The following is an 18,792-nucleotide window of genomic DNA, read 5'->3' on the forward strand; positions in this document are numbered from 1 at the left end:
GATGGAAACACCTCGATGATCACCGTATTCGGTTCCATCAACATGGACCTCATTGCCACGACGACACGGCTTCCGAAGCCCGGAGAAACGGTCGGCGGCAAGGATTTCTCGACGGCGGCAGGCGGCAAGGGCGCGAACCAGGCGCTCGCCGCGACACGCGCCGGCGCAAGGGTACGGATGGTAGGAGCAGTCGGCACTGATGCCTTTGCCGCACCTGCGCTCGAACTCCTCGAACAGGCAGGAACCGAGCTTTCGGGGGTTCACAAGACGTCGGCGCCGACGGGGACCGCGCTCATTCTGGTCGGTGATGACGGAGAGAATATGATTGCCGTCGTTCCCGGCGCAAACGGGACGATCGGCAAATCGGACGCACAGGCCGCGGTCGATGCCATGGCGCAGGATGACATTCTCATGCTGCAGCTCGAGATACCGGCCATGGCCGTGGAGGAAGCCCTCTCGCGGGCCCGAGACCGCGGGATCACAACGATCATCAATATCGCACCCTTGACGGCGGAGGCGGCGCGCCTCGGCCGAATGGCAAACATCGTCGTTGCCAATGAGACAGAGTTCGAACGTCTCGCTGCACGGGACGGCATGGGAGCGGACGAACGCGAAAAGGCGCTGCTGCGCCTGCACGAAGAAACCGGGCAGACCCTTGTCGTCACGCTCGGGGCGGACGGCGTCATTGCGGTACATCAGGGCGAACTGGTCCGGGTCAACGGACTGAAGATCGTGCCGGTTGATACGGTCGGCGCCGGCGACACTTTTTGCGGTTATTTCGCCGCCGGACTGGATCAGGGTCTCGCCTTCAAGGACGCGCTCCGTCGGGCGGCAGTCGCGGGTTCGCTTGCCTGCCTGAAGCCAGGCGCACAGCCTTCGATCCCGCTGTCGGACGAGGTTGCCGCCAGGCTCTGACACGTCCCGTCGCACCTCTCTTTCACCGCGCCGGCGATCGCACCCGCGCGCGTTGGCGCGTGAAGATCAGGAAACGCGCTGCAAATTCAACATGCGTTAAACTTTCCATTCTTATTCTCGCACTGCTTTCTCCGGCGCCGCGGCTGCATGGAGTGAAACACCGCTCCATGAGGGAGCATCCCCCTCCCTGTGACCAATTCAACGCGCCGGCCCGCCGGCGTGCGGGTTCGAGGCCGTCATGTTGAAACTGATCTCCAAATCCATTGCTTTCAAGCTGCAGCTCGTCACCGGCATCGCCATCGCGCTGGTGCTTGCCCTCTCCAATCTGGTTCTCATTTCGCAGACCCGTGATCGCGTCCAGTCGCTGACGATGGATCAGGCAACGAGCCAGGCGAACGCGATCGCGAACGAAGTTGCTGGCGATATCGGTGAACTCGCCAGCGCCGCCCGCTCGATGGCGGGCGTGCTCGCGCGCGGGCATGAGGCGCAGTCCTTCGATCGCAAGGGGGCCATCAATCTCCTGAAGGCCAATGTCGAACAAAATGCGTTCGCTTTCGGAAGCTGGTTCTGCGAAGTCGCGCAAGCCTTCGACGGACGCAAGGAAGATACGGTCAAGAATCTCGAACTCGGCGGCAATGACAACGGTGTCTTCGCGCCGTACTGGTCGAAGACGCAGGACGGTGGCATTCAGTTTTCCACTTTCAACAACGATTATACGCAGGAGTGGTACGCACTCGCCGCCAAAAGCGGCAAAGGTGCCATCACCGCCCCGTATCTGGCGGAAGGGACCGAGCTCCCAACGACCATGAGTTCGATTGCCTATCCGGTGGTCTCCGGCGGCAAGATGATCGGTGTGACCGGCGTCGACATCTCCCTCAGTTCTCTCTCCGAAAAACTGCAGGCCCTCAAGCCTTTCCAGACCGGACGGGTCATGCTCGTCGGGCATACGGGCCAATGGCTCGTGGCTCCCTCGGCCGATCTGTTGATGAAGCCCTATGAAGGCGAAGGCGGCAACAAGCTCAAGGCGGCACTATCTTCCGGGAAACCCGAGACGCTGCTCAACGTCGCTGCCGACGGGGCCGAATCTTTCGACCGACTGATCTATCCTTTTGCCGTTCCTGGCGTGAACACCACCTGGGCGGTCATTGTCGACATTCCCCAAAGTGCAATAAGCGCACCCGTCGAAGCACAGACCGTCATGATGATCGTCGGCGGCCTTGTAGTTCTCGGTGCGGTGATGACTGCACTCTATCTCGCGGCACGCACCTATGTCCAGAAACCACTGCACGCCATCGTCGCTGATGTCGATCGTCTCGGCGCCGGCAACTACGAGAAGATGGTCGACGGACAGAACCGTACCGACGAGCTCGGGCTCGTCGCCAAGGCGCTCGAAGGCTTCCGGCATCGGCTTTCCGAAGGAAAGATGCTCGAGGGCGAGGCAGCACGGCAGCGGCGGGCAGCAGAAGACGAGCGCAACCGCTCCGAAGCGGAACGTGAGGAAAGCGCCGCCCTCCAGCAGAAGGTGGTCACCATGCTCGGCACCGGTCTGTCAGAGCTTTCGAATGGCAATCTCGACTATCGCATCCAGGCCGATTTCCCCGGCGAGTACGCCGCGCTGAAGGCCGACTTCAACGCCGCCGTCGCCAGCCTCGAAAACGCGATCAACGCTGTCAACGTGAGCGTCGGAGCCATCAACAACGGCAGCTCCGAGATCAGCGACAGCGCGGATAACCTGTCGCGGCGTACCGAGCAGCAGGCGGCAAGTCTCGAAGAAACGGCTGCCGCGCTCAACCAGCTCACCGAGCAGGTGAATTCCAGCGCGGACAATGCCGCAATCGCGGCACGGACCGTGCAGCTCGCCTGCCAGGACGCCGAGCGCTCCGGCGAAGTCGTCCAGCGGGCGGTTACCTCGATGCATGGTATCGAGCAGTCCTCGGGCGAAATCTCCCGGATCATCGGGGTCATCGACGAGATCGCCTTCCAGACCAATTTGCTGGCACTCAACGCCGGTGTAGAGGCTGCGCGCGCCGGAGAAGCCGGCAAGGGCTTTGCGGTCGTGGCGCAGGAGGTGCGGGAACTCGCCCAGCGTTCCGCCAACGCAGCAAAGGAGATCAAGGCGCTGATCACGGCCTCGGGCGCCCAGGTCAAGGACGGCGTCGCCCTTGTCGGCGAGGCGGGCGACACCCTCCACAAGATCGCCGAGCAGGTCATGCAGATCAATACGATCATTGCCGAGATCTCCGCATCGGCGACAGAACAGGCCTCCGGCCTCAAAGAGATCAATACCGCCGTCCACCAGATGGATCAGGTCACCCAGCAGAACGCAGCCATGGTCGAGGAAACGACGGCAGCAAGCATGACCTTGAAGACCGAGGCGCAGAACTTGCGCGCCTTGGTAACGCGCTTCCGCACCTCCGGAACTGCGCGGGAGGCAGCCGCGCCAGTCACATACCCGCCAGCCCCGGCACGCGAGCCGGTTCGCGTCGCAAGGTCGGCGGTCCGTGGCGGTACAGTGGCTGTTGCCGTCCAGGAAAACTGGGAGGAATTCTGAACGTTGACGCTGGCGTCACATGAAACGACAAGGCCGCGGGATCGGTCCGCGGCCTTTTCATTTTCAGAGCCGTGCGAGACGTTCCGTCAAAAGATCGAAGAAACCGTCTGAATCCACGTGGCGCATGACCCGGGCGTTTGGTGTACGCCCCGAGACACGCCACCAGTCGACCACGGTCATGCCCATCGTGAGTTCCGAGGTTGTCTCGATCTCGACGTTGCAGTTGCGCCCGGTGAAAAGTTCCGGCTTCAGCAGGTAGGCGATCACCGTCGGGTCGTGCAGCGGGCCGCCATCCGAACCGTACTTCTCGACATCGAAGCGCTCGAAGAATTCGAGCCAGTCGACCATCACCTTGGCCGGGTGGGTGCCGATCGCGGCAATCCGCGTGACCCGCGCCTTCGTCGTCATGAGCTGGTGGGTCACGTCGAGCGGCATCATCACGATCGGGATACCCGAGCGGAAGACGATGTCGGCTGCCTGAGGGTCGACAAAGATATTGAACTCGGCGGCCGGCGTGATGTTGCCTCCTTCGGAGAAACCACCCCCCATCATCACGAGCTCGCGGACGCGGGGCGCGATATCAGGCGCCTTGCGCAACGCCAGACCGATATTGGTCAGCGGTCCCAAGGTACAGAGCGTGACGGTCCCCTCTTCCTCGCGACGCAGTGTTTCGATAATGAAATCGACCGCGTGCTGCGGGCGAACGGCCATTGTCGGCTCGTCGAGCACGGCTCCGTCGAGCCCGGTCTTGCCGTGGACGTGCTCGGCGGTCACCAGCGGCCGTTCAAGCGGCTTCTCTGCCCCTTCGTAGACGGGAATGTCGGAGCGTCCCGCCAATTCGCACACGATGCGGGCGTTGCGGCTCGTTAGCCTGAGTGGCACGTTGCCGGCGACCACACATATCCCGAGCACCTCGATCTCCTCGGGACTGCCGAACGCCAGCATGAGGGCAGCGGCGTCATCCTGTCCCGGGTCCGTATCAATTATGATTTTTCTGCGCGCAGTCATTCCTCGGTCACCTCGACTCCGTTATCGCAGCGCGTGATGCGGGCGCGGGCGAGCCTTGTCAAGCGCGGAGACACTTGCGGACGACAACGCCTCACTCCATATGGAGATTGGCAGTACCGACCTGTGCCTGCCGCAGAATCGACGCCGAGACGAGGACGATGGATGAGCCGCCTGAAACCGCTCGCGACCCCTTTGCTGTTGGGCTTCGAGTCGGACGCCTCGGTCCTCGCCCAAATCGCCCGGGCAAATGACGGGTATCCTCCCTATGATATCGCGCGGTTGCGCAAGACCGGCAGCGACCTCGATCGGCTGCGAATCACCCTTGCCGTCGCAGGCTTTTCCGAAAGTGAACTCGACGTCTCACTGCAGGCCAAGAGGCTGACAGTGCGGGGCAGGCAAGCCGAGCGTGCAGACGGAGACTTTCTGTTCCGGGGCATCGCCGCCCGCCAGTTTCAACGGGTTTTCCTGCTGGCGGAAGGCATGGATGTCCTTGGAGCAACACTGAAAAATGGACTTTTGTCAATCGATCTCGTCCGGCCGGAACCGGCGCAAGTGGTGAAGAAAATTAACATTTCGACGGCACAATAGGGGCAACGGCCTGATGAGCCGTTGCTCCCTAATCGGTGGAGGATCGGAATGTTACTGAAAGAAGCAAACGCCCGACTGACGCAATCCGAACTGGCGCATCTTGGCACAGGCGAAGTCGGCTACATCCGGAAAATGCGCTTCGAAGAGATTTCGCGCTGCTTTCCCGAGGCTCCCGAGGTCGATCCGAGACTCGATCTCTGGGCGTTGTTCGGTGCCGACGGCACTCCGATTCTACTCACCGACAACCGGTCCAGCACCTTCTACAAGGCTGCCGAGGACGAGCTCCAGACCGTCAGCCTGCACTGACGGTCAAATCTTGCGGAATGTGAGATAGGCCGAGCCTCGGCCCTCACGCCGGGCCTTTGCTTCGTAACGCGTGCCCGGCCACCCGGTAAACGGCGTCTTCCAGTCTGCTGCATTTCTCGCCGTCCACTCGAAGCCGCCGTGGTCGCGGCAGTGCACAAGCGTCCAGTTGACATAGGTATCGATGTCCGAGGCGAAGCAGAAAAGCCCGCCGGGCTTCAGCACACGGTGAAAGCGCGCCAGATTGGCTTGCGAGACAAACCGCCGCTTCCAGTGCTTTTTCTTGGGCCATGGATCGGGATAGAGGAGATCGATCTGGTCCAGGCTGGCATCCGGTAGCCAGTCGAGAAGCGCGGTTGCGTCGTCGTCGTAGAGGCGAATGTTACGGAGCTCCCTGGCCTCGACCTCCGCCAGCAGTTTCGCCATCGAATTGACGAAGGGTTCGACGCCGATGAAGCCGGTAGACGGCGTTTCGGTCGCGCGGTGCACAAGGTGCTCCCCGCCGCCGAAGCCGATCTCCAGCCGCAGTCTCTCGACCGGCACGGGAAAAAGCTCTTCGAGCCTCTCGGGCGACGGAGCGGAAAGATCGACGCGCAGCGCGGGGAGCAAATTGCCCATGCGTTCGAGCTGTTGCTCCCGAAGGGGTTTTCCCTTTCGGCGACCGAAGAAAGCTTCGGTCGCCCGGCTGCGGCGTTCGGAGGAGGTCATCGGCGGTATCAGGCTTTCACGGCATCCTTGAGCGGCTTCACCAGATCGAGACGCTCCCAGGAGAAGGAACCGTCGCGGCCCGGCTTGCGCCCGAAGTGACCATAGGCGGCCGTTTTCGCATAGATCGGCTTGTTGAGGTCGAGGTGCCGGCGGATACCCGAGGGAGAAAGGTCCATGACCTTGCGGATCGCCGCCTCGACCTGCTCCTCGCTCACGTTGCCGGTACCATGCAGGTCGACATAGATCGAAAGCGGCTGGGCGATACCGATCGCATAGGCAAGCTGGATCGTGCAGCGATCGGCGAGCCCGGCGGCCACGACGTTCTTGGCGAGATAGCGCGCTGCATAGGCAGCCGAGCGGTCAACCTTCGTCGTGTCCTTTCCGGAGAAAGCGCCGCCGCCATGAGGGGCCGCGCCACCATAGGTATCGACGATGATCTTGCGGCCGGTGAGGCCCGCATCCCCGTCCGGGCCACCGATCACGAACTTGCCGGTGGGGTTTACATACCAGCTGCAGTCGTCGGCGATCTCGAGGTCGCCGACCGCTTCACGGATATACGGTTCCACGACAGAGCGAACCTTGGCGGAGTCCCAGCTCTCGTCGAGGTGCTGCGTCGACAGCACGATGGAGACAATCTCGGAGGGCTTACCGTCGACGTAGCGGACGGTGACCTGGCTCTTGGCGTCAGGGCCGAGCTTGGCGGCTTCGCCTTCGCCCTTCTTTCGGGCGGCGGCGAGCAGCTGCAGGATGCGATGGGAATAATAGATCGGCGCCGGCATGAGGTCCGGAGTCTCGCGGCAGGCATAGCCGAACATGATGCCCTGGTCGCCCGCGCCTTCGCTGTTTGCATGGTCGGCCGCCTTGTCGACGCCCTGCGCGATATGGGCGGACTGGAAGTGCAGCAGAACGTCGATCTTCGCCGTCTTCCAGTGGAAGCCATCCTGCTCGTAGCCTATGTCGCGGATCGCCTTGCGGGCCGCCGACTTGAACTTGGAGGGATTAATGACTTCGTTGCCGTTCTTGTCCTTCTTCATGAGGCTCGGCGGCAGCCGGACCTCCCCGGCGATCACGACACGATTGGTCGTCGCAAGGGTCTCGCAGGCGATGCGCACTCCCCAGGGGTCTACACCGGTCTTCGCCGCCTCCCGGTACACCAGATCAACAATTTCATCGGAAATTCGGTCGCAGACCTTGTCCGGGTGACCTTCTGACACGGATTCACTTGTAAAAAGATAATTAGCGCGCATGCGGGATTCCCCTCAAAGAACAAGCCGCATTCTTGTTATTCAGTTCGCGACTGAAAAACAAGCACACAACGACATAAATATATCTTTATGTGTGCACTCCAAGCCGTCGTCAGACGAAAAAAGGCGGCCCCGAAAGGCCGCCTTCCATCGCCCCCCAAGACGAGAAAGATCATTCGCCGTCTGCTTCGGCCGCCAGCGCCTTGACGAGATCGACGATCTTGCGGCGGACCTTCGGGTCGGCAATCTTCACGAAAGCACGATTGAGCTGCAGGCCCTCCGACGAGGACAGGAAATCCACGACGTAGTTGGAGCTCGACGCTTCCGCCATGCCGGCAGCAACATTTCCATGCTCGCCCGGTGCATCTTCGAAAAAGAAGGAAACCGGCACGTTGAGAATGCTCGAAATGTTCTGCAGACGGCTGGCACCTACGCGGTTGGTACCCTTCTCATACTTCTGGATCTGCTGGAAAGTGATGCCGAGGCTCTCGCCCAGTTTTTCCTGGCTCATCCCAAGCATGGTTCTACGAAGACGAATCCGGCTTCCGACGTGAATGTCTATCGGGTTCGGCTTCTTCTTATTCTCGATCATGATGTGATCCTGACAAAAGTTGGCAAAGGACCGACAACCCGGTTTGCTTGCAGAGACCATAACGAGGCGTTGTGATGCCAACAGACGGAACTCGAAGCATACGTACAGATTGATGGTTTCTTCACTATGCATTTTTAGGGGTTTTTGGTCAATTCTTCCCGAAAATAAAACCCATGCGTGAAAAGACCGCACCTATGACGACAGCTGCCCATATCATCCAAAAGTTGCGCTCTCGGAAGTTGTTTCCTAATTTGGCGCCTGAATCAATATTTACAGTTGCATCCTCAACGCCCTGCACGTCGAGTGAAAGGCCCGAAAAAGTCCGCCCCCGATCATCGATAACGGCGGAAATTCCGTTGTTGGCGCTGCGGATCAGGGGCAAGCCGTTCTCGACGGCCCGCACCCGCGCCTGCTGAAAGTGCTGGTACGGACCGGGTGTGCGACCGAACCAGGCATCATTCGTGACATTGAGAACGGCGCCCGCCTCCGCCCAGTCACCCGTCATCTCCGCGGGAAAAATGACTTCGTAGCAGATCAGCGGATAGAGCTTCACGCCCCCAGGCAGCGCAAGTATCGTGCGATCGGCGGCCGCGGAGAACCCGCCTGGCAGACTGATCAGATTGTCGAAACCGATACGCCTGAGAACATCCTCGAACGGCACGTACTCGCCGAAAGGCGTGAGGTGAACCTTGTCGGAGGCGGCGACAATCTGCCCTTTGTCGTCGATCACGTAGATCGAATTATAATAGCGCGGCGGACGACCGGCTCCTTGCGTCTCCGACCGGACCGTGCCCGTGACGAGGACCTGTCCTTCCTGCAGCACATCGGCGATGCTCGTGAGGGCGTCGGGGTTTTCTGTCAGGATGAAGGGAATGGAGGTTTCCGGCCAGACGATGACATCGGGCCGCTTTCGGCCGTCGGTGACAGGCAAAGCAGAGAGCTCCAGATGCATCTTGAAGATCGCATCGCGATCGTCGTTTGCAAGCTTCCTCGCTTGGTCGATCGCGGGCTGGACGAGCCGGACCGTCAGTTGCTTGCCATCGCCCACCTCCGGCATCGACAGACGATAGGCTCCGTAGCCGAGATGGAGCAGGAACAGGCCCGTGGCGATCGCAAGGCCCGGCACCGCCCCTTGGCGCGTGCCGAGCAAGGCAGGCGCCGAAAAGACGAGAACGGCGAGCGTCGTCACGCCGAAGAGGCCAAGGACGTGTACGGATTGCATCATCAACGGGATCGGCATTGCACCATAGCCGATCGCGTTCCACGGAAAGCCGGTTGCGACGAAACTGCGCAGCCATTCGGCCAGTCCGAAGCCTGCTGCAAGCGCCAGAATCCGCCCGAAACCGTCGGACCAGAAAAGCCGCGCGACAAAGGTCGCCAAACCGTAGAAGACGGCAAGCACCGCGGGCAATCCGACGACCGCGAGCGGCAGCGCCCAGGCAAATTCGTCGGCCTCCAAGAGCAGCGCGTGGCCGACCCACCAGAGACCGGCGACGAAATAGCCGAAGCCGAAGAGCCAGCCGACAAGGAAGGCCGACCGCAAGCTGAAGGACGTGCCGTTCTGCGGATGACTGGCTGTCCCGTCAAGAAGCCACACGAGCAGCGTAAATGCAACGAAGAGAGCCGCAAGGAAGCCGTACGGCGGCAGGGCGAGCGCTCCGATCACACCGGCCAACACCGCCAGCGCTGCCCTCTTCATTCCCCAGAACAGCATGATCCTGCCCGCCAGCCGCTCCATGCGTTTTCCTTTCCCTGTCGCGAATCAACCCGCCGCAGTCTTCCAAAATTCGGCAGATTTGTCGCGCGGAGGGCGGGAAGGAAGCGTTCAGCCGGCCGGGTCGGACTCGACCGGCCGGGTTGGAGACGCCGGGCGGATAGACGATGACGTGTGGACCTCCGACGCGATGTCGGCACCGGCAGCAGCAGACTGCTGTGGCCGGCGCTTGCGCGTGACGCGCACGCGTTTGATGCGTCGCGGATCGGCATCAAGGATGTGGAACGTGAAGCCCGCAAGTATCTCGACGACCTCGCCGCGCGCGGGAATGCGCCCGAGAGCGTAGAAAATCAGGCCGCCCAAGGTATCGACATCCTCGCTCTGTTCCCGGACGTCGAAATCAGAGCCGATGATGCCCGCGATCTCTTCGAGTTCAACCCGCGCATCGGCGACGAAGACATCCTCGGAGAGACGAACAACCTTGGCATCATCCTCGTCATCGTGCTCGTCCTCGATGTCGCCGACCACCATTTCGAGGATGTCCTCGTGCGAGACGAGGCCATCGGTACCGCCGTACTCGTCGATGACGAGTGCCATCTGCGTGCGCGCGGCCCGCATGCGGTTCAGAAGGTCGGAGGCGAGCATGGACGGCGGCACGAAGAGGACGGGCCGCACGATTCCGGCGTCGACCACGGTCTTGGAAAGATCGACGGAGCCAAGATCGAGCATAGCACGATCCGCACCGTTCTTTGCCTGCTTGGTCACATAGGACAGGAGATCGCGGATGTGCACCATTCCGCGCGGGTCATCGAGAGTCTCGTGGTAGACCGGCATGCGCGAGCGTCCCGATTCCTCGAAGATCGCCATCAGCTCGCCGAGGGTCGTCCTCTGATCGACTGCCTCGATGTCAACGCGGGGGATCATCACGTCTTCCACGCGCACCTCGCGGAAACGCAGGATATTGTGGAGCATCGCCCGCTCTTCGGGGGAGAAAGCCTCGTTCGTACCGGAATCCGCCAGAAGCGCGTCGGTGAGATCTTCCCGTAGGTTCGTCGCGTGCAGTGGCCGGAGAATGCGGGCCGCGCGCGCCCAGAAGGACGTCGGCGCCCTGCCCGTACTCTCGGGCTTTATAGGACTCCCACCCTCATCAGAGGCGCCGTCTCCGTCCGCTGTGTCGACGGTCGTTCTTGCTGTAAAATCGCTCATCATTCCATACTGTCAGATCGGGTCTTGCCCCGCATAGGGATCAGATAGGCCAAGTGAGGCCAAAATGCGAGTCTCGAGCCCTTCCATAATCTCGGCCTCGCCCGCATCCATGTGATCGTAGCCGAACAGATGCAGGAAGCCATGCACCAGAAGATGGGTCAGGTGCTCCTCGAAAGTCTTCGAGAGTTCATCCGCCTCGCGCGCCACCGTCTGCCTGGCGATCACGATATCCCCAAGCATAGGCCCTGGCATCCCCCCGGGAACAAGGGGAAATGCGGGAAAAGAGAGGACATTGGTCGGCTTGTCCTGATTTCGCCACTCCGCGTTGATCTCGCGGATCGCCGCATCGTCGGTGAAGACCAGCGACACTTCCGGGATCATGTCGGGGAATGGCTGTCCCTCGTTGCCGGCGAGATAGTCAGCCGCTGCACCGAGAACTCTCTTGCATAAAGCCTGCAACGCAGGCTCCGGCGGCCAGCCATCGTCCTCGATGGAAATTTGTATGTCGAGTTCCTGCATTCTCTTTAAGCCGCGCTCGTGTCGTGATCCCGAAGTCCGCTGCGGCACGATATTGCCGATGTTGCCGCGAACGCCAGAAGCCCCACACTAGCGGTCGGTTTGCTCACTTTCGTCCTGCACCGCGTATTGGGTGTCATAGGCTTGCACGATCCGGCCCACAAGCGGATGCCGGACAACGTCGACGTCCTTGAAGCGGACGATGGAAATCCCCTCGACGCTCCGAAGGATCTGCAGGGCTTCGACGAGACCCGATTTCACACCGCGCGGCAAGTCGACCTGGCTCGGGTCGCCCGTGATGATCATCCGGGCGTTCTCGCCGAGGCGCGTCAGGAACATCTTCATCTGCATCGAGGTCGTATTCTGAGCCTCGTCCAGAATGACGGCTGCGTTCGACAGCGTCCGTCCGCGCATGAAGGCGAGCGGCGCGATCTCGATGACGCCGGCCGTGATTGCCCGCTCGACCTTGTCGCCGGGGATCATATCGTAAAGCGCATCGTAAAGCGGCCGCAGATAGGGATCCACCTTCTCCTTCATGTCACCCGGCAGAAAGCCCAACCGCTCGCCCGCTTCGACCGCGGGGCGCGAAAGAATGATGCGGTCCACCAAGCCGCGTTCCAGCAGCTGCGCCGCGTGGGCGACCGCGAGATAGGTCTTGCCGGTACCCGCGGGGCCGACGCCGAAAACGAGCTCGGAGCGTTCGAGCGCCCGCATGTAGGCATCCTGCGTCGGGGTGCGCGCGGCGATCGTTTTCTTGCGCGTCGCGATCTGCGACATCGTGAGTTTCGCCTTGCGTTCGAGCGTAGGCAGCGTCAACTGGTCGTCGGTCGCGACCGCCATCCGGATCGCCCCTTCGACATCGGAACTCTCGACACTTCCGCCACTCTGGAGCCGCGCATAGAGGAAATCCAGCGCACGGCGTGCCTGATTGGTCGCCTGCACGTCACCGGAAATCGCGACGGAGTTGCCGCGGGCTCTGGCGTCGATGTGCAATCGTTCCTCGAGAAGCTTGAGGTTCTGGTCGAATTGCCCGAAGAGTTCGCTGGCGAAGCGGTTGTTCTCGAACGTCAAGATGAAATGATTGGCGTCGGTCGCAGCAGCCGGTGAGTGGCGCGAGGGTGAGGAAACCATTTCCTGTTCGTTCAAGCGGGTCAGACTCCCTTGAGGATGAGTATCAAGCCCTCACTTTAACTCTATACCACCTCGGCAAACAAGCTGTTTGGGCCGGTTCCGGTGATTCGTACCTTTATAGTGTCACCGATCTCCACGTCTTTTGCATCAATATTCACGGACTGCAGCCACGGCGACCTGCCGATGAGTTGCCCGGGAAGCCGCCCCGGCTTTTCGAGGAGAAGGTCGATCGTTTTACCGACGCAGGACCGGGCAAATGCATGTTGCTGGCTGAGCAGCAGTTCCTGCAGCCGCGCAAGCCGTTCGGCCTTTACATCGTCCGGCACATGGTCCGGCATGTCGGCGCCCGGGGTGCCCGGTCGCGAGGAATACTTGAAGGAAAATGCCTGAGCATATCCCACGGCTTCCACGAGCCGGAGGGTGGCCTGGAAATCCTCCTCCGTCTCACCAGGGAAGCCGACGATGAAGTCGCCCGAAAGGGCAATGTCCGGGCGTGCCGCGCGGATACGCTCGACGAGGGCGATGTAATCGGCGGCCTTGTGACGTCGATTCATCGCCTTCAGGATCCGGTCCGACCCGGACTGTACCGGCAGGTGCAGATAAGGCATCAGCATGTCGAGGTCGCGATGCGCCTCGATCAGTCGGTCATCCATGTCGCGTGGATGGCTGGTCGTATACCGCAGGCGCTTGAGCGCGGGAATTTCGGAAAGGCGATAAAGAAGGTCGCCGAGCCCCAGTCGCTCGCCGTTCTCTCCCTCGGCATGCCAGGCATTGACGTTCTGCCCGAGCAAGGTGAGTTCCCGAACGCCGGCCGAGACGAGCTTTTCAGCCTCGCGCACAATCTGCTGCATCGGGCGAGATATCTCGGACCCGCGCGTATAGGGTACGACACAGAAGGTGCAGAATTTGTCGCATCCCTCCTGGACCGTCAGGAAGGCCGTGACGTTGCGCCTGGCCGAGATTGCCTTCGACTGGTCCGGCAAATGCTCGAACTTGTCCTCTACCGCATATTCGGTATCGACGACCGACCGGCCGGAACGTGCACGTCTCAGCGCCTCGGGAAGGCGATGATAGGTCTGCGGCCCGATCACGACGTCGACGGACGGCGCGCGTCGAATGATCTCCTCGCCTTCGGCCTGGGCGACGCAGCCGGTGACACCGATCATGAATTCGCGACCCTCGGCCTGCCTCTCGCTCTTCATGTCGCGCAGACGGCCCAGCGCCGAATACACCTTTTCAGCGGCTTTCTCGCGGATATGACAGGTGTTGAGGAGGACAAGATCGGCCTCCTGCATGTCCTCGGTCGCCACGTAGCCTTCGCCCGCCAGCGCTTCGGACATACGGCCGGAGTCGTAGACGTTCATCTGGCAGCCATAGGTCTTGATGAAGACCTTCCGGGACGTGCCCGGCTCGCCGAGTTTAGTTTCCGTTGATACTATGCTGTCCTGGTTCATGGCCGCTATTTAGTGGCTTTCTGTGCCTGTTGAAACCCTAAAATACATTCAGCCGGGATGCCGTCCGCGCAGGTGATCGAGCAGCATCGTTCGGATACGACCCTCGATAGCTGCACTCAACTGCTTGCGCTTGTCGCCTTCGCGATACTCGACCGTTTCGCCGAAGCTTACATCGACGTCGAGCGCCCCCGCCTTGAGCACGCCGATCAGATGCGGCAGCAGCGGAACGTCTCCTGGCCATCCCGCAAGCGGACGATGGAAACGCCCCATGGGCAGGCCGTAGACACGTGTATAGGCGATCGCAACCGGCTGCACGTAAACCACGCCCTGCGGGGCGAGCGGAAGGGCTGCCGCGGCAGCGCCGAACAGCGAACTCTTCACCTCGAGAAGCCGGTTTCCGTCGGAGGTCGTACCCTCGGGAAACAGCACGACGATCTCGCCATCGGCCATGCGTTCCGCGATCTCGTTGACCTGGTCGCCGGTGCGGCGCTTTTCTTCCCGCACGACAAAAATGCTTTTCTGCAACCGCGCGAGCAGACCGAAGACAGGCCAGGTCTTCACCTCGTTCTTGGCGATGAAGACGACATCGGCAAGGGCGCCGAGCACCAGTATGTCCTTCCACGAGGCGTGGTTCGCCGCCAGCAGCAAGGGTCTGCGACTGTCGAGCCGGCCGTGGACATGGATGCGGATGCCAAGCATCCGGCAGGCGATGCGATGCCACAGACGCGGCAGTCGCCGGCGGATTCTCCAGTCAAAAGCGAGACCTGCCACCTGGAGCGGAGCAAGCAGAAGAGTCGAGACCATGATCACGAAGAGGAGGAAACCGATCCGTAGCGAGGTGATCAATGCTGCTTCTCCGGAAGCCGAACCATCGCGTCAGTTGTCGTCTTTCTTGAGGGGCACGCCGTACAGTTCGAGGCGATGATCCACGAGACGGAAACCGTATTCGCGGGCGATACGTTCCTGGAGCGCCTCGATCTCGGGAGAATGGAACTCGATCACCTTGCCGGTCTTCAGATCGATCAGGTGGTCGTGATGCTCTTCCGGAACCGTCTCGTAACGGGATCGACCATCGCGGAAATCATGGCGCGCGATGATGCCCGCATCCTCGAACAGTTTGACGGTACGATAGACCGTCGAGATCGATATGCGAGAGTCCACCGCGGACGAACGCCGGTAAAGCTCCTCGACATCCGGATGGTCGTCCGACTCTTCGAGAATCCGGGCGATGACACGCCGCTGCTCGGTCATGCGCATGCCGCGCTCGACACAAAGATCTTGAAGCGATTTTACGGGTTCGCTCATGGCAGCACGCGAGTCCGGCGTTCAACGGTAATCCAAGGCAACTATCGGAGATCACGCCGCATGACAAGCGCGGAGGACCGGCGACCTTGCTGGTCGGCGTAATAGGCCGGCCGCTCGCCAGCCTTCTGAAAGCCGAGTTTGTTGTAGAGCCCGAGTGCAGCGGCATTGCCGTCGTCCACTTCAAGGAACATCGTCTCGCCGCCGCGGGCACGTGCTTCCCGAATTGCCGCCTGCATCAGCCGCCAGCCGAGACCGTGGCGCCCGAGCTTCTCGTTGACGGCGATCGTCAGGATTTCTGCTTCTCCCGCAGTCTCGCGCGCCAGCACGAAACCCGCAAGCGGCGGCTTGAAAATCAACGTATTCGTCTGCCACGTCACGAAGCCGAACGTGTGCGGCTGCAACAGCAGGCTCAGGAATTCGCCATCTCCCCAAGGCCGCGCGAAGCGCTGGCCGTGGAGGACGGAAACTGCAGCACAATGCTCGCGTGTCATCTCGACGATTTCGAATTCGGGCTTACGGGTAAAATAGGCTTCGCGCATCAGGTCGTCACACTCGTGCAATTGCAAATCCGGCCTGCGGCTTGGCATCCGGCCCACGGAGATAAAGTGGTTTCGGTCTTCCCATCGGGTCTCCCGCCGCTCCCAACTTTGCAACGATCGCGATCGGGAAGTGGTCCGGCTGCGTCTCGACGGGGTTGCCGGCAAGCAGCGGAGCAGCCGAACCGGTCACCCGTGCGCCAAGTCTTCCGATGAGATTTTGTGCGTCTTTGATGTTCCCGATTGTCGCCTCACCAATGGGCCCCGTCTGGTCGAAGGCTTGGATATAGATTTCGTCGCGCTTGGCATCGATCGCCGCTACAACGGGGGGCGCGCCCGTCTCTGCCGCCGCAAGCACCGCGAGCGTCGACACGCCCACGGCCGGAATTCCGAGCGCGAGCGCCAGTCCGCGGGCGGCGGCGACACCCACGCGGATACCGGTGAAGGATCCAGGACCGACAGTCACGGCGACGCGCTCGACAGCCTCGAGCGGCAGGCCGGCTTCTGCAAGCGCCGCATCGATCTTTTCCATGAGCTTTTCAGCGTGCCCGCGACCGATGGTCTCCGTCGCCTGGCCGAGCACCGCACCCTTGTCGCTATCGTAGACGGCGGCCGAGCAATCCACGCCCGCCGTGTCGATTGCCAGAACGATCATGCATCATCCCCCAAAATGCCGTGCGGCGTCAGACCGCTTCGACTTCCTGGACTTCGGGGATGAAGTGCCTGAGGAGGTTCTGCACGCCATGCTTCAGCGTCGCGGTCGATGACGGGCATCCCGAGCATGCGCCCTTCATGTTCAGGTAAACCTTGCCGTTCTTGAAGCCGCGGAAAGTAATGTCGCCGCCATCCTGGGCGACAGCCGGACGAACCCGCGTTTCGAGAAGCTCCTTGATGGTCGCCACGATCGTCTCGTCGCCGGCATCGAAGAACTCCTCACCGTCCGTTTCGGCGCCCGTCGCGGCGGACGCCGCCATGACCTTCGCACCGCTCATGAAGTGTTCCATGATTGTGCCGAGGATCGCCGGTTTCAGATGCTGCCATTCGGGGCCGTCCTTGGTGACGGTGATGAAATCGTAGCCGAAAAAGACGCCGGTCACGCCCGGGACATCGAAGAGACGGACGGCGAGCGGCGACGCGACCGCACTCTCGGCATCGCGGAATTCGGCCGTTCCCGTTTCCATGACGACCTTGCCCGGAAGGAACTTCAGGGTCGCCGGGTTCGGCGTAGCTTCGGTCTGGATGAACATTGTTTCCTCCTAACGGCCTCGGGCCGTCATCGAGTTTTAGAATTCTTCAAAATGAAATAGGGCCAATCGGCTTCCGCTTCAAGCACGAATGGTAGTGCCGCGATTTATCCCTGGTTCAGCAGAGGGCGTCGATTTCCTCGTTCGTCAGGGAATCGGGAAGCACGGTCACCGGAATCGGGAAGGCAGCGCCGCGACCGGCGATCATCGAGACAAGAGGTCCAGGCCCTTCCTTGGTCGAACCGGCGGCCAGGACGAGAATCGCGATGTCCCGGTCCTCCTCGATCACCGCATTGATCTGCGCGGCGGGACTTCCCTCGCGGATGACGATCTCCGGCTCCGTCCCGATGGTCTCCCGGACCGTCTGCGCGGCCTTGGCCATTGTCGCTTCGGCTTCCTCGCGCGCCTCTGCCCGCATGATTTCCTCGACGCCCAGCCATTGCTGAAAGTCGCCCTCGGGAATGATGTAGAGCAGGACGAGACCGCCGTTCGAATTCTTCGCGCGCCGTCCGGCATAATGGAGTGCCCGGTAGCATTCCGGCGTATTGTCGATGACCGCCAGAAATTTTCGCCGGTGTCCCTCAAGGCGTGACAGGCGCGTCGAAACCATGTGCATCCCCCGCCGCCGGACTGCGTTGATCCGCCCGCGGACAGGTTCCGGCCAACCTGTCCGGCTCGTTCGCGACCTTACTGCACGAAGCCGATGATGTCGCGGACTTCCTTCATGGTCTTTTCGGCCCGGGCGCCTGCGCGGGCACCGCCGTCGCGAAGGACGCTGTCGATATAGCCTGGATCGCCCATGAGGCGACGCATTTCCCCGTTGACGGGTGCGAGCACCTCGACGGCAAGATCGACGAGGGCGGGCTTGAAGACCGAGAACTGCTGGCCACCGAAATCCTTCAGGACGTCCGCCTTCGAGCGGTCGGAAAGTGCCGCGAAGATGCCGACGAGATTGTCGGCTTCCGGCCGGCCCTTCAACCCCTCGACCTCGCTCGGCAGCGCGTCGGGATCCGTCTTGGCCTTACGGATCTTCTTGGAAATGGTTTCGGCGTCATCCAGCAGGTTGATGCGCGAAAGGTCGGAAGGATCCGACTTCGACATCTTCTTGGTTCCATCCTTGAGGCTCATGACGCGCGGTGCCGGCCCCTCGATCATCGGCTCCACCATCGGGAAATAGGCATGGACCGGCTCGTCGCCGACCAGGATGTCGGTCCCGAGGCCGGCCGCACGAATTTTCTGCATGAAGTCCATGTTGAACTTCATGGCGATGTCGCGCGTCAGCTCAAGGTGCTGCTTCTGGTCGTCGCCAACGGGAACATGCGTCGCGCGATAGACGAGGATATCGGCCGCCATCAGGCTCGGATAGGCGAGCAGCCCGAGGGAGGCGTTTTCGCGGTCCTTCCCTGCCTTGTCCTTGAACTGCGTCATGCGGTTCATCCAGCCGATGCGCGCGACACAGTTGAAGATCCAGGCAAGTTCGGCATGCTGGGGAACCTGCGACTGGTTGAAGACGATGTGTTGCTTGGGGTCGATGCCGGCCGCGATGAAGGCCGCCGTGATCGAGCGAATCTGACCCGGCAGGTCGTCATGGACGAGCTGGGCGGTAATCGCATGAAGATCGACGACGCAGTAGATACAGTCATGGCTTTCCTGAAGCGCGACGAACTTGCGGATCGCACCCAGATAGTTGCCGAGATGGAGGTTGCCGGTCGGCTGAACACCGGAAAAAACCAGCTGCTTGAATTCACCCATAATCGTCCTCACAGGCTTGTGGAGG

The 18,792-nt window shown here is 61.5% G+C and carries 20 protein-coding genes; 4 read left to right on the forward strand and 16 right to left on the reverse strand.

Annotated elements, in window-relative coordinates:
• Nucleotides 1–15: 15 nt before the first annotated feature.
• On the forward strand, nt 16–915 hold the full coding sequence (locus ACM6UT_RS05840; protein ID WP_416796414.1) for a ribokinase: 900 nt from the start codon (nt 16–18) through the stop codon (nt 913–915).
• A gap of 238 nt (nt 916–1,153) precedes the next feature.
• Nucleotides 1,154–3,466 (forward strand): methyl-accepting chemotaxis protein, encoded by a 2,313-nt coding sequence (locus ACM6UT_RS05845; RefSeq protein WP_416796415.1) that lies wholly within the window; start codon nt 1,154–1,156, stop codon nt 3,464–3,466.
• Nucleotides 3,467–3,529: 63 nt separating this feature from the next.
• On the opposite strand, the gene ACM6UT_RS05850 is transcribed toward ACM6UT_RS05845, so the two are convergent.
• The gene (locus ACM6UT_RS05850) at nt 3,530–4,474 is read right to left on the reverse strand and encodes a nucleoside hydrolase (protein ID WP_416796416.1); all 945 of its coding nucleotides are present in this window, start codon (nt 4,472–4,474) and stop codon (nt 3,530–3,532) included.
• A 162-nt stretch (nt 4,475–4,636) separates the two neighbouring features.
• On the opposite strand from ACM6UT_RS05850, the gene ACM6UT_RS05855 reads away from it, so the two are divergent.
• Nucleotides 4,637–5,062 (forward strand): Hsp20 family protein, encoded by a 426-nt coding sequence (locus ACM6UT_RS05855; RefSeq protein WP_416796417.1) that lies wholly within the window; start codon nt 4,637–4,639, stop codon nt 5,060–5,062.
• 48 nt (nt 5,063–5,110) lie between these two features.
• Entirely contained in the window at nt 5,111–5,368 is a 258-nt protein-coding gene (locus ACM6UT_RS05860) for a BQ00720 family protein (RefSeq protein ID WP_148152886.1), read from the forward strand.
• A 3-nt stretch (nt 5,369–5,371) separates the two neighbouring features.
• On the opposite strand, the gene trmB is transcribed toward ACM6UT_RS05860, so the two are convergent.
• From trmB to trpS, 15 genes are all read right to left on the reverse strand, one after another.
• Complete coding sequence (gene trmB / locus ACM6UT_RS05865) at nt 5,372–6,073, reverse strand: tRNA (guanosine(46)-N7)-methyltransferase TrmB (RefSeq protein ID WP_416796418.1); 702 nt, start codon at nt 6,071–6,073, stop codon at nt 5,372–5,374.
• Between the two features lie 8 nt (nt 6,074–6,081).
• Entirely contained in the window at nt 6,082–7,320 is a 1,239-nt protein-coding gene (gene metK, locus ACM6UT_RS05870) for a methionine adenosyltransferase (protein WP_416796419.1), read from the reverse strand.
• A gap of 169 nt (nt 7,321–7,489) precedes the next feature.
• Entirely contained in the window at nt 7,490–7,909 is a 420-nt protein-coding gene (locus ACM6UT_RS05875) for a helix-turn-helix domain-containing protein (RefSeq protein ID WP_416796684.1), read from the reverse strand.
• Nucleotides 7,910–8,057: 148 nt separating this feature from the next.
• Nucleotides 8,058–9,647, reverse strand: a complete 1,590-nt coding sequence (gene lnt, locus ACM6UT_RS05880) for an apolipoprotein N-acyltransferase (RefSeq protein ID WP_416796420.1) — start codon at nt 9,645–9,647, stop codon at nt 8,058–8,060.
• 87 nt (nt 9,648–9,734) lie between these two features.
• Complete coding sequence (locus ACM6UT_RS05885; protein ID WP_416796421.1) at nt 9,735–10,829, reverse strand: hemolysin family protein; 1,095 nt, start codon at nt 10,827–10,829, stop codon at nt 9,735–9,737.
• Between the two features lie 12 nt (nt 10,830–10,841).
• Entirely contained in the window at nt 10,842–11,348 is a 507-nt protein-coding gene (gene ybeY, locus ACM6UT_RS05890) for an rRNA maturation RNase YbeY (RefSeq protein WP_416796422.1), read from the reverse strand.
• A gap of 87 nt (nt 11,349–11,435) precedes the next feature.
• Nucleotides 11,436–12,491, reverse strand: coding sequence for a PhoH family protein (locus ACM6UT_RS05895; protein WP_416796423.1), 1,056 nt, complete (start codon nt 12,489–12,491; stop codon nt 11,436–11,438).
• A 47-nt stretch (nt 12,492–12,538) separates the two neighbouring features.
• The gene (miaB, locus tag ACM6UT_RS05900) at nt 12,539–13,930 is read right to left on the reverse strand and encodes a tRNA (N6-isopentenyl adenosine(37)-C2)-methylthiotransferase MiaB (RefSeq protein ID WP_416796424.1); all 1,392 of its coding nucleotides are present in this window, start codon (nt 13,928–13,930) and stop codon (nt 12,539–12,541) included.
• Nucleotides 13,931–13,978: 48 nt separating this feature from the next.
• Complete coding sequence (olsA, locus tag ACM6UT_RS05905) at nt 13,979–14,776, reverse strand: lyso-ornithine lipid O-acyltransferase (RefSeq protein ID WP_416796425.1); 798 nt, start codon at nt 14,774–14,776, stop codon at nt 13,979–13,981.
• A gap of 30 nt (nt 14,777–14,806) precedes the next feature.
• A complete protein-coding gene (locus ACM6UT_RS05910) occupies nt 14,807–15,235 on the reverse strand; it encodes a Fur family transcriptional regulator (RefSeq protein WP_148152877.1) in 429 nt (142 codons plus the stop codon).
• Between the two features lie 41 nt (nt 15,236–15,276).
• Nucleotides 15,277–15,774 (reverse strand): GNAT family N-acetyltransferase, encoded by a 498-nt coding sequence (locus tag ACM6UT_RS05915; protein WP_416796426.1) that lies wholly within the window; start codon nt 15,772–15,774, stop codon nt 15,277–15,279.
• 7 nt (nt 15,775–15,781) lie between these two features.
• Nucleotides 15,782–16,426, reverse strand: a complete 645-nt coding sequence (tsaB, locus tag ACM6UT_RS05920) for a tRNA (adenosine(37)-N6)-threonylcarbamoyltransferase complex dimerization subunit type 1 TsaB (protein WP_416796427.1) — start codon at nt 16,424–16,426, stop codon at nt 15,782–15,784.
• A 28-nt stretch (nt 16,427–16,454) separates the two neighbouring features.
• On the reverse strand, nt 16,455–17,018 hold the full coding sequence (locus tag ACM6UT_RS05925) for a NifU family protein (protein ID WP_416796428.1): 564 nt from the start codon (nt 17,016–17,018) through the stop codon (nt 16,455–16,457).
• A 115-nt stretch (nt 17,019–17,133) separates the two neighbouring features.
• Entirely contained in the window at nt 17,134–17,625 is a 492-nt protein-coding gene (locus ACM6UT_RS05930; protein WP_112686214.1) for a universal stress protein, read from the reverse strand.
• A 77-nt stretch (nt 17,626–17,702) separates the two neighbouring features.
• Nucleotides 17,703–18,767 (reverse strand): tryptophan--tRNA ligase, encoded by a 1,065-nt coding sequence (trpS, locus tag ACM6UT_RS05935; RefSeq protein WP_129333335.1) that lies wholly within the window; start codon nt 18,765–18,767, stop codon nt 17,703–17,705.
• Nucleotides 18,768–18,792 lie beyond the last annotated feature (25 nt).

The sequence above is a fragment of the Ciceribacter azotifigens genome (assembly GCF_048159625.1).
In the GTDB taxonomy this organism is placed as follows: Bacteria; Pseudomonadota; Alphaproteobacteria; order Rhizobiales; family Rhizobiaceae; genus Allorhizobium; species Allorhizobium azotifigens.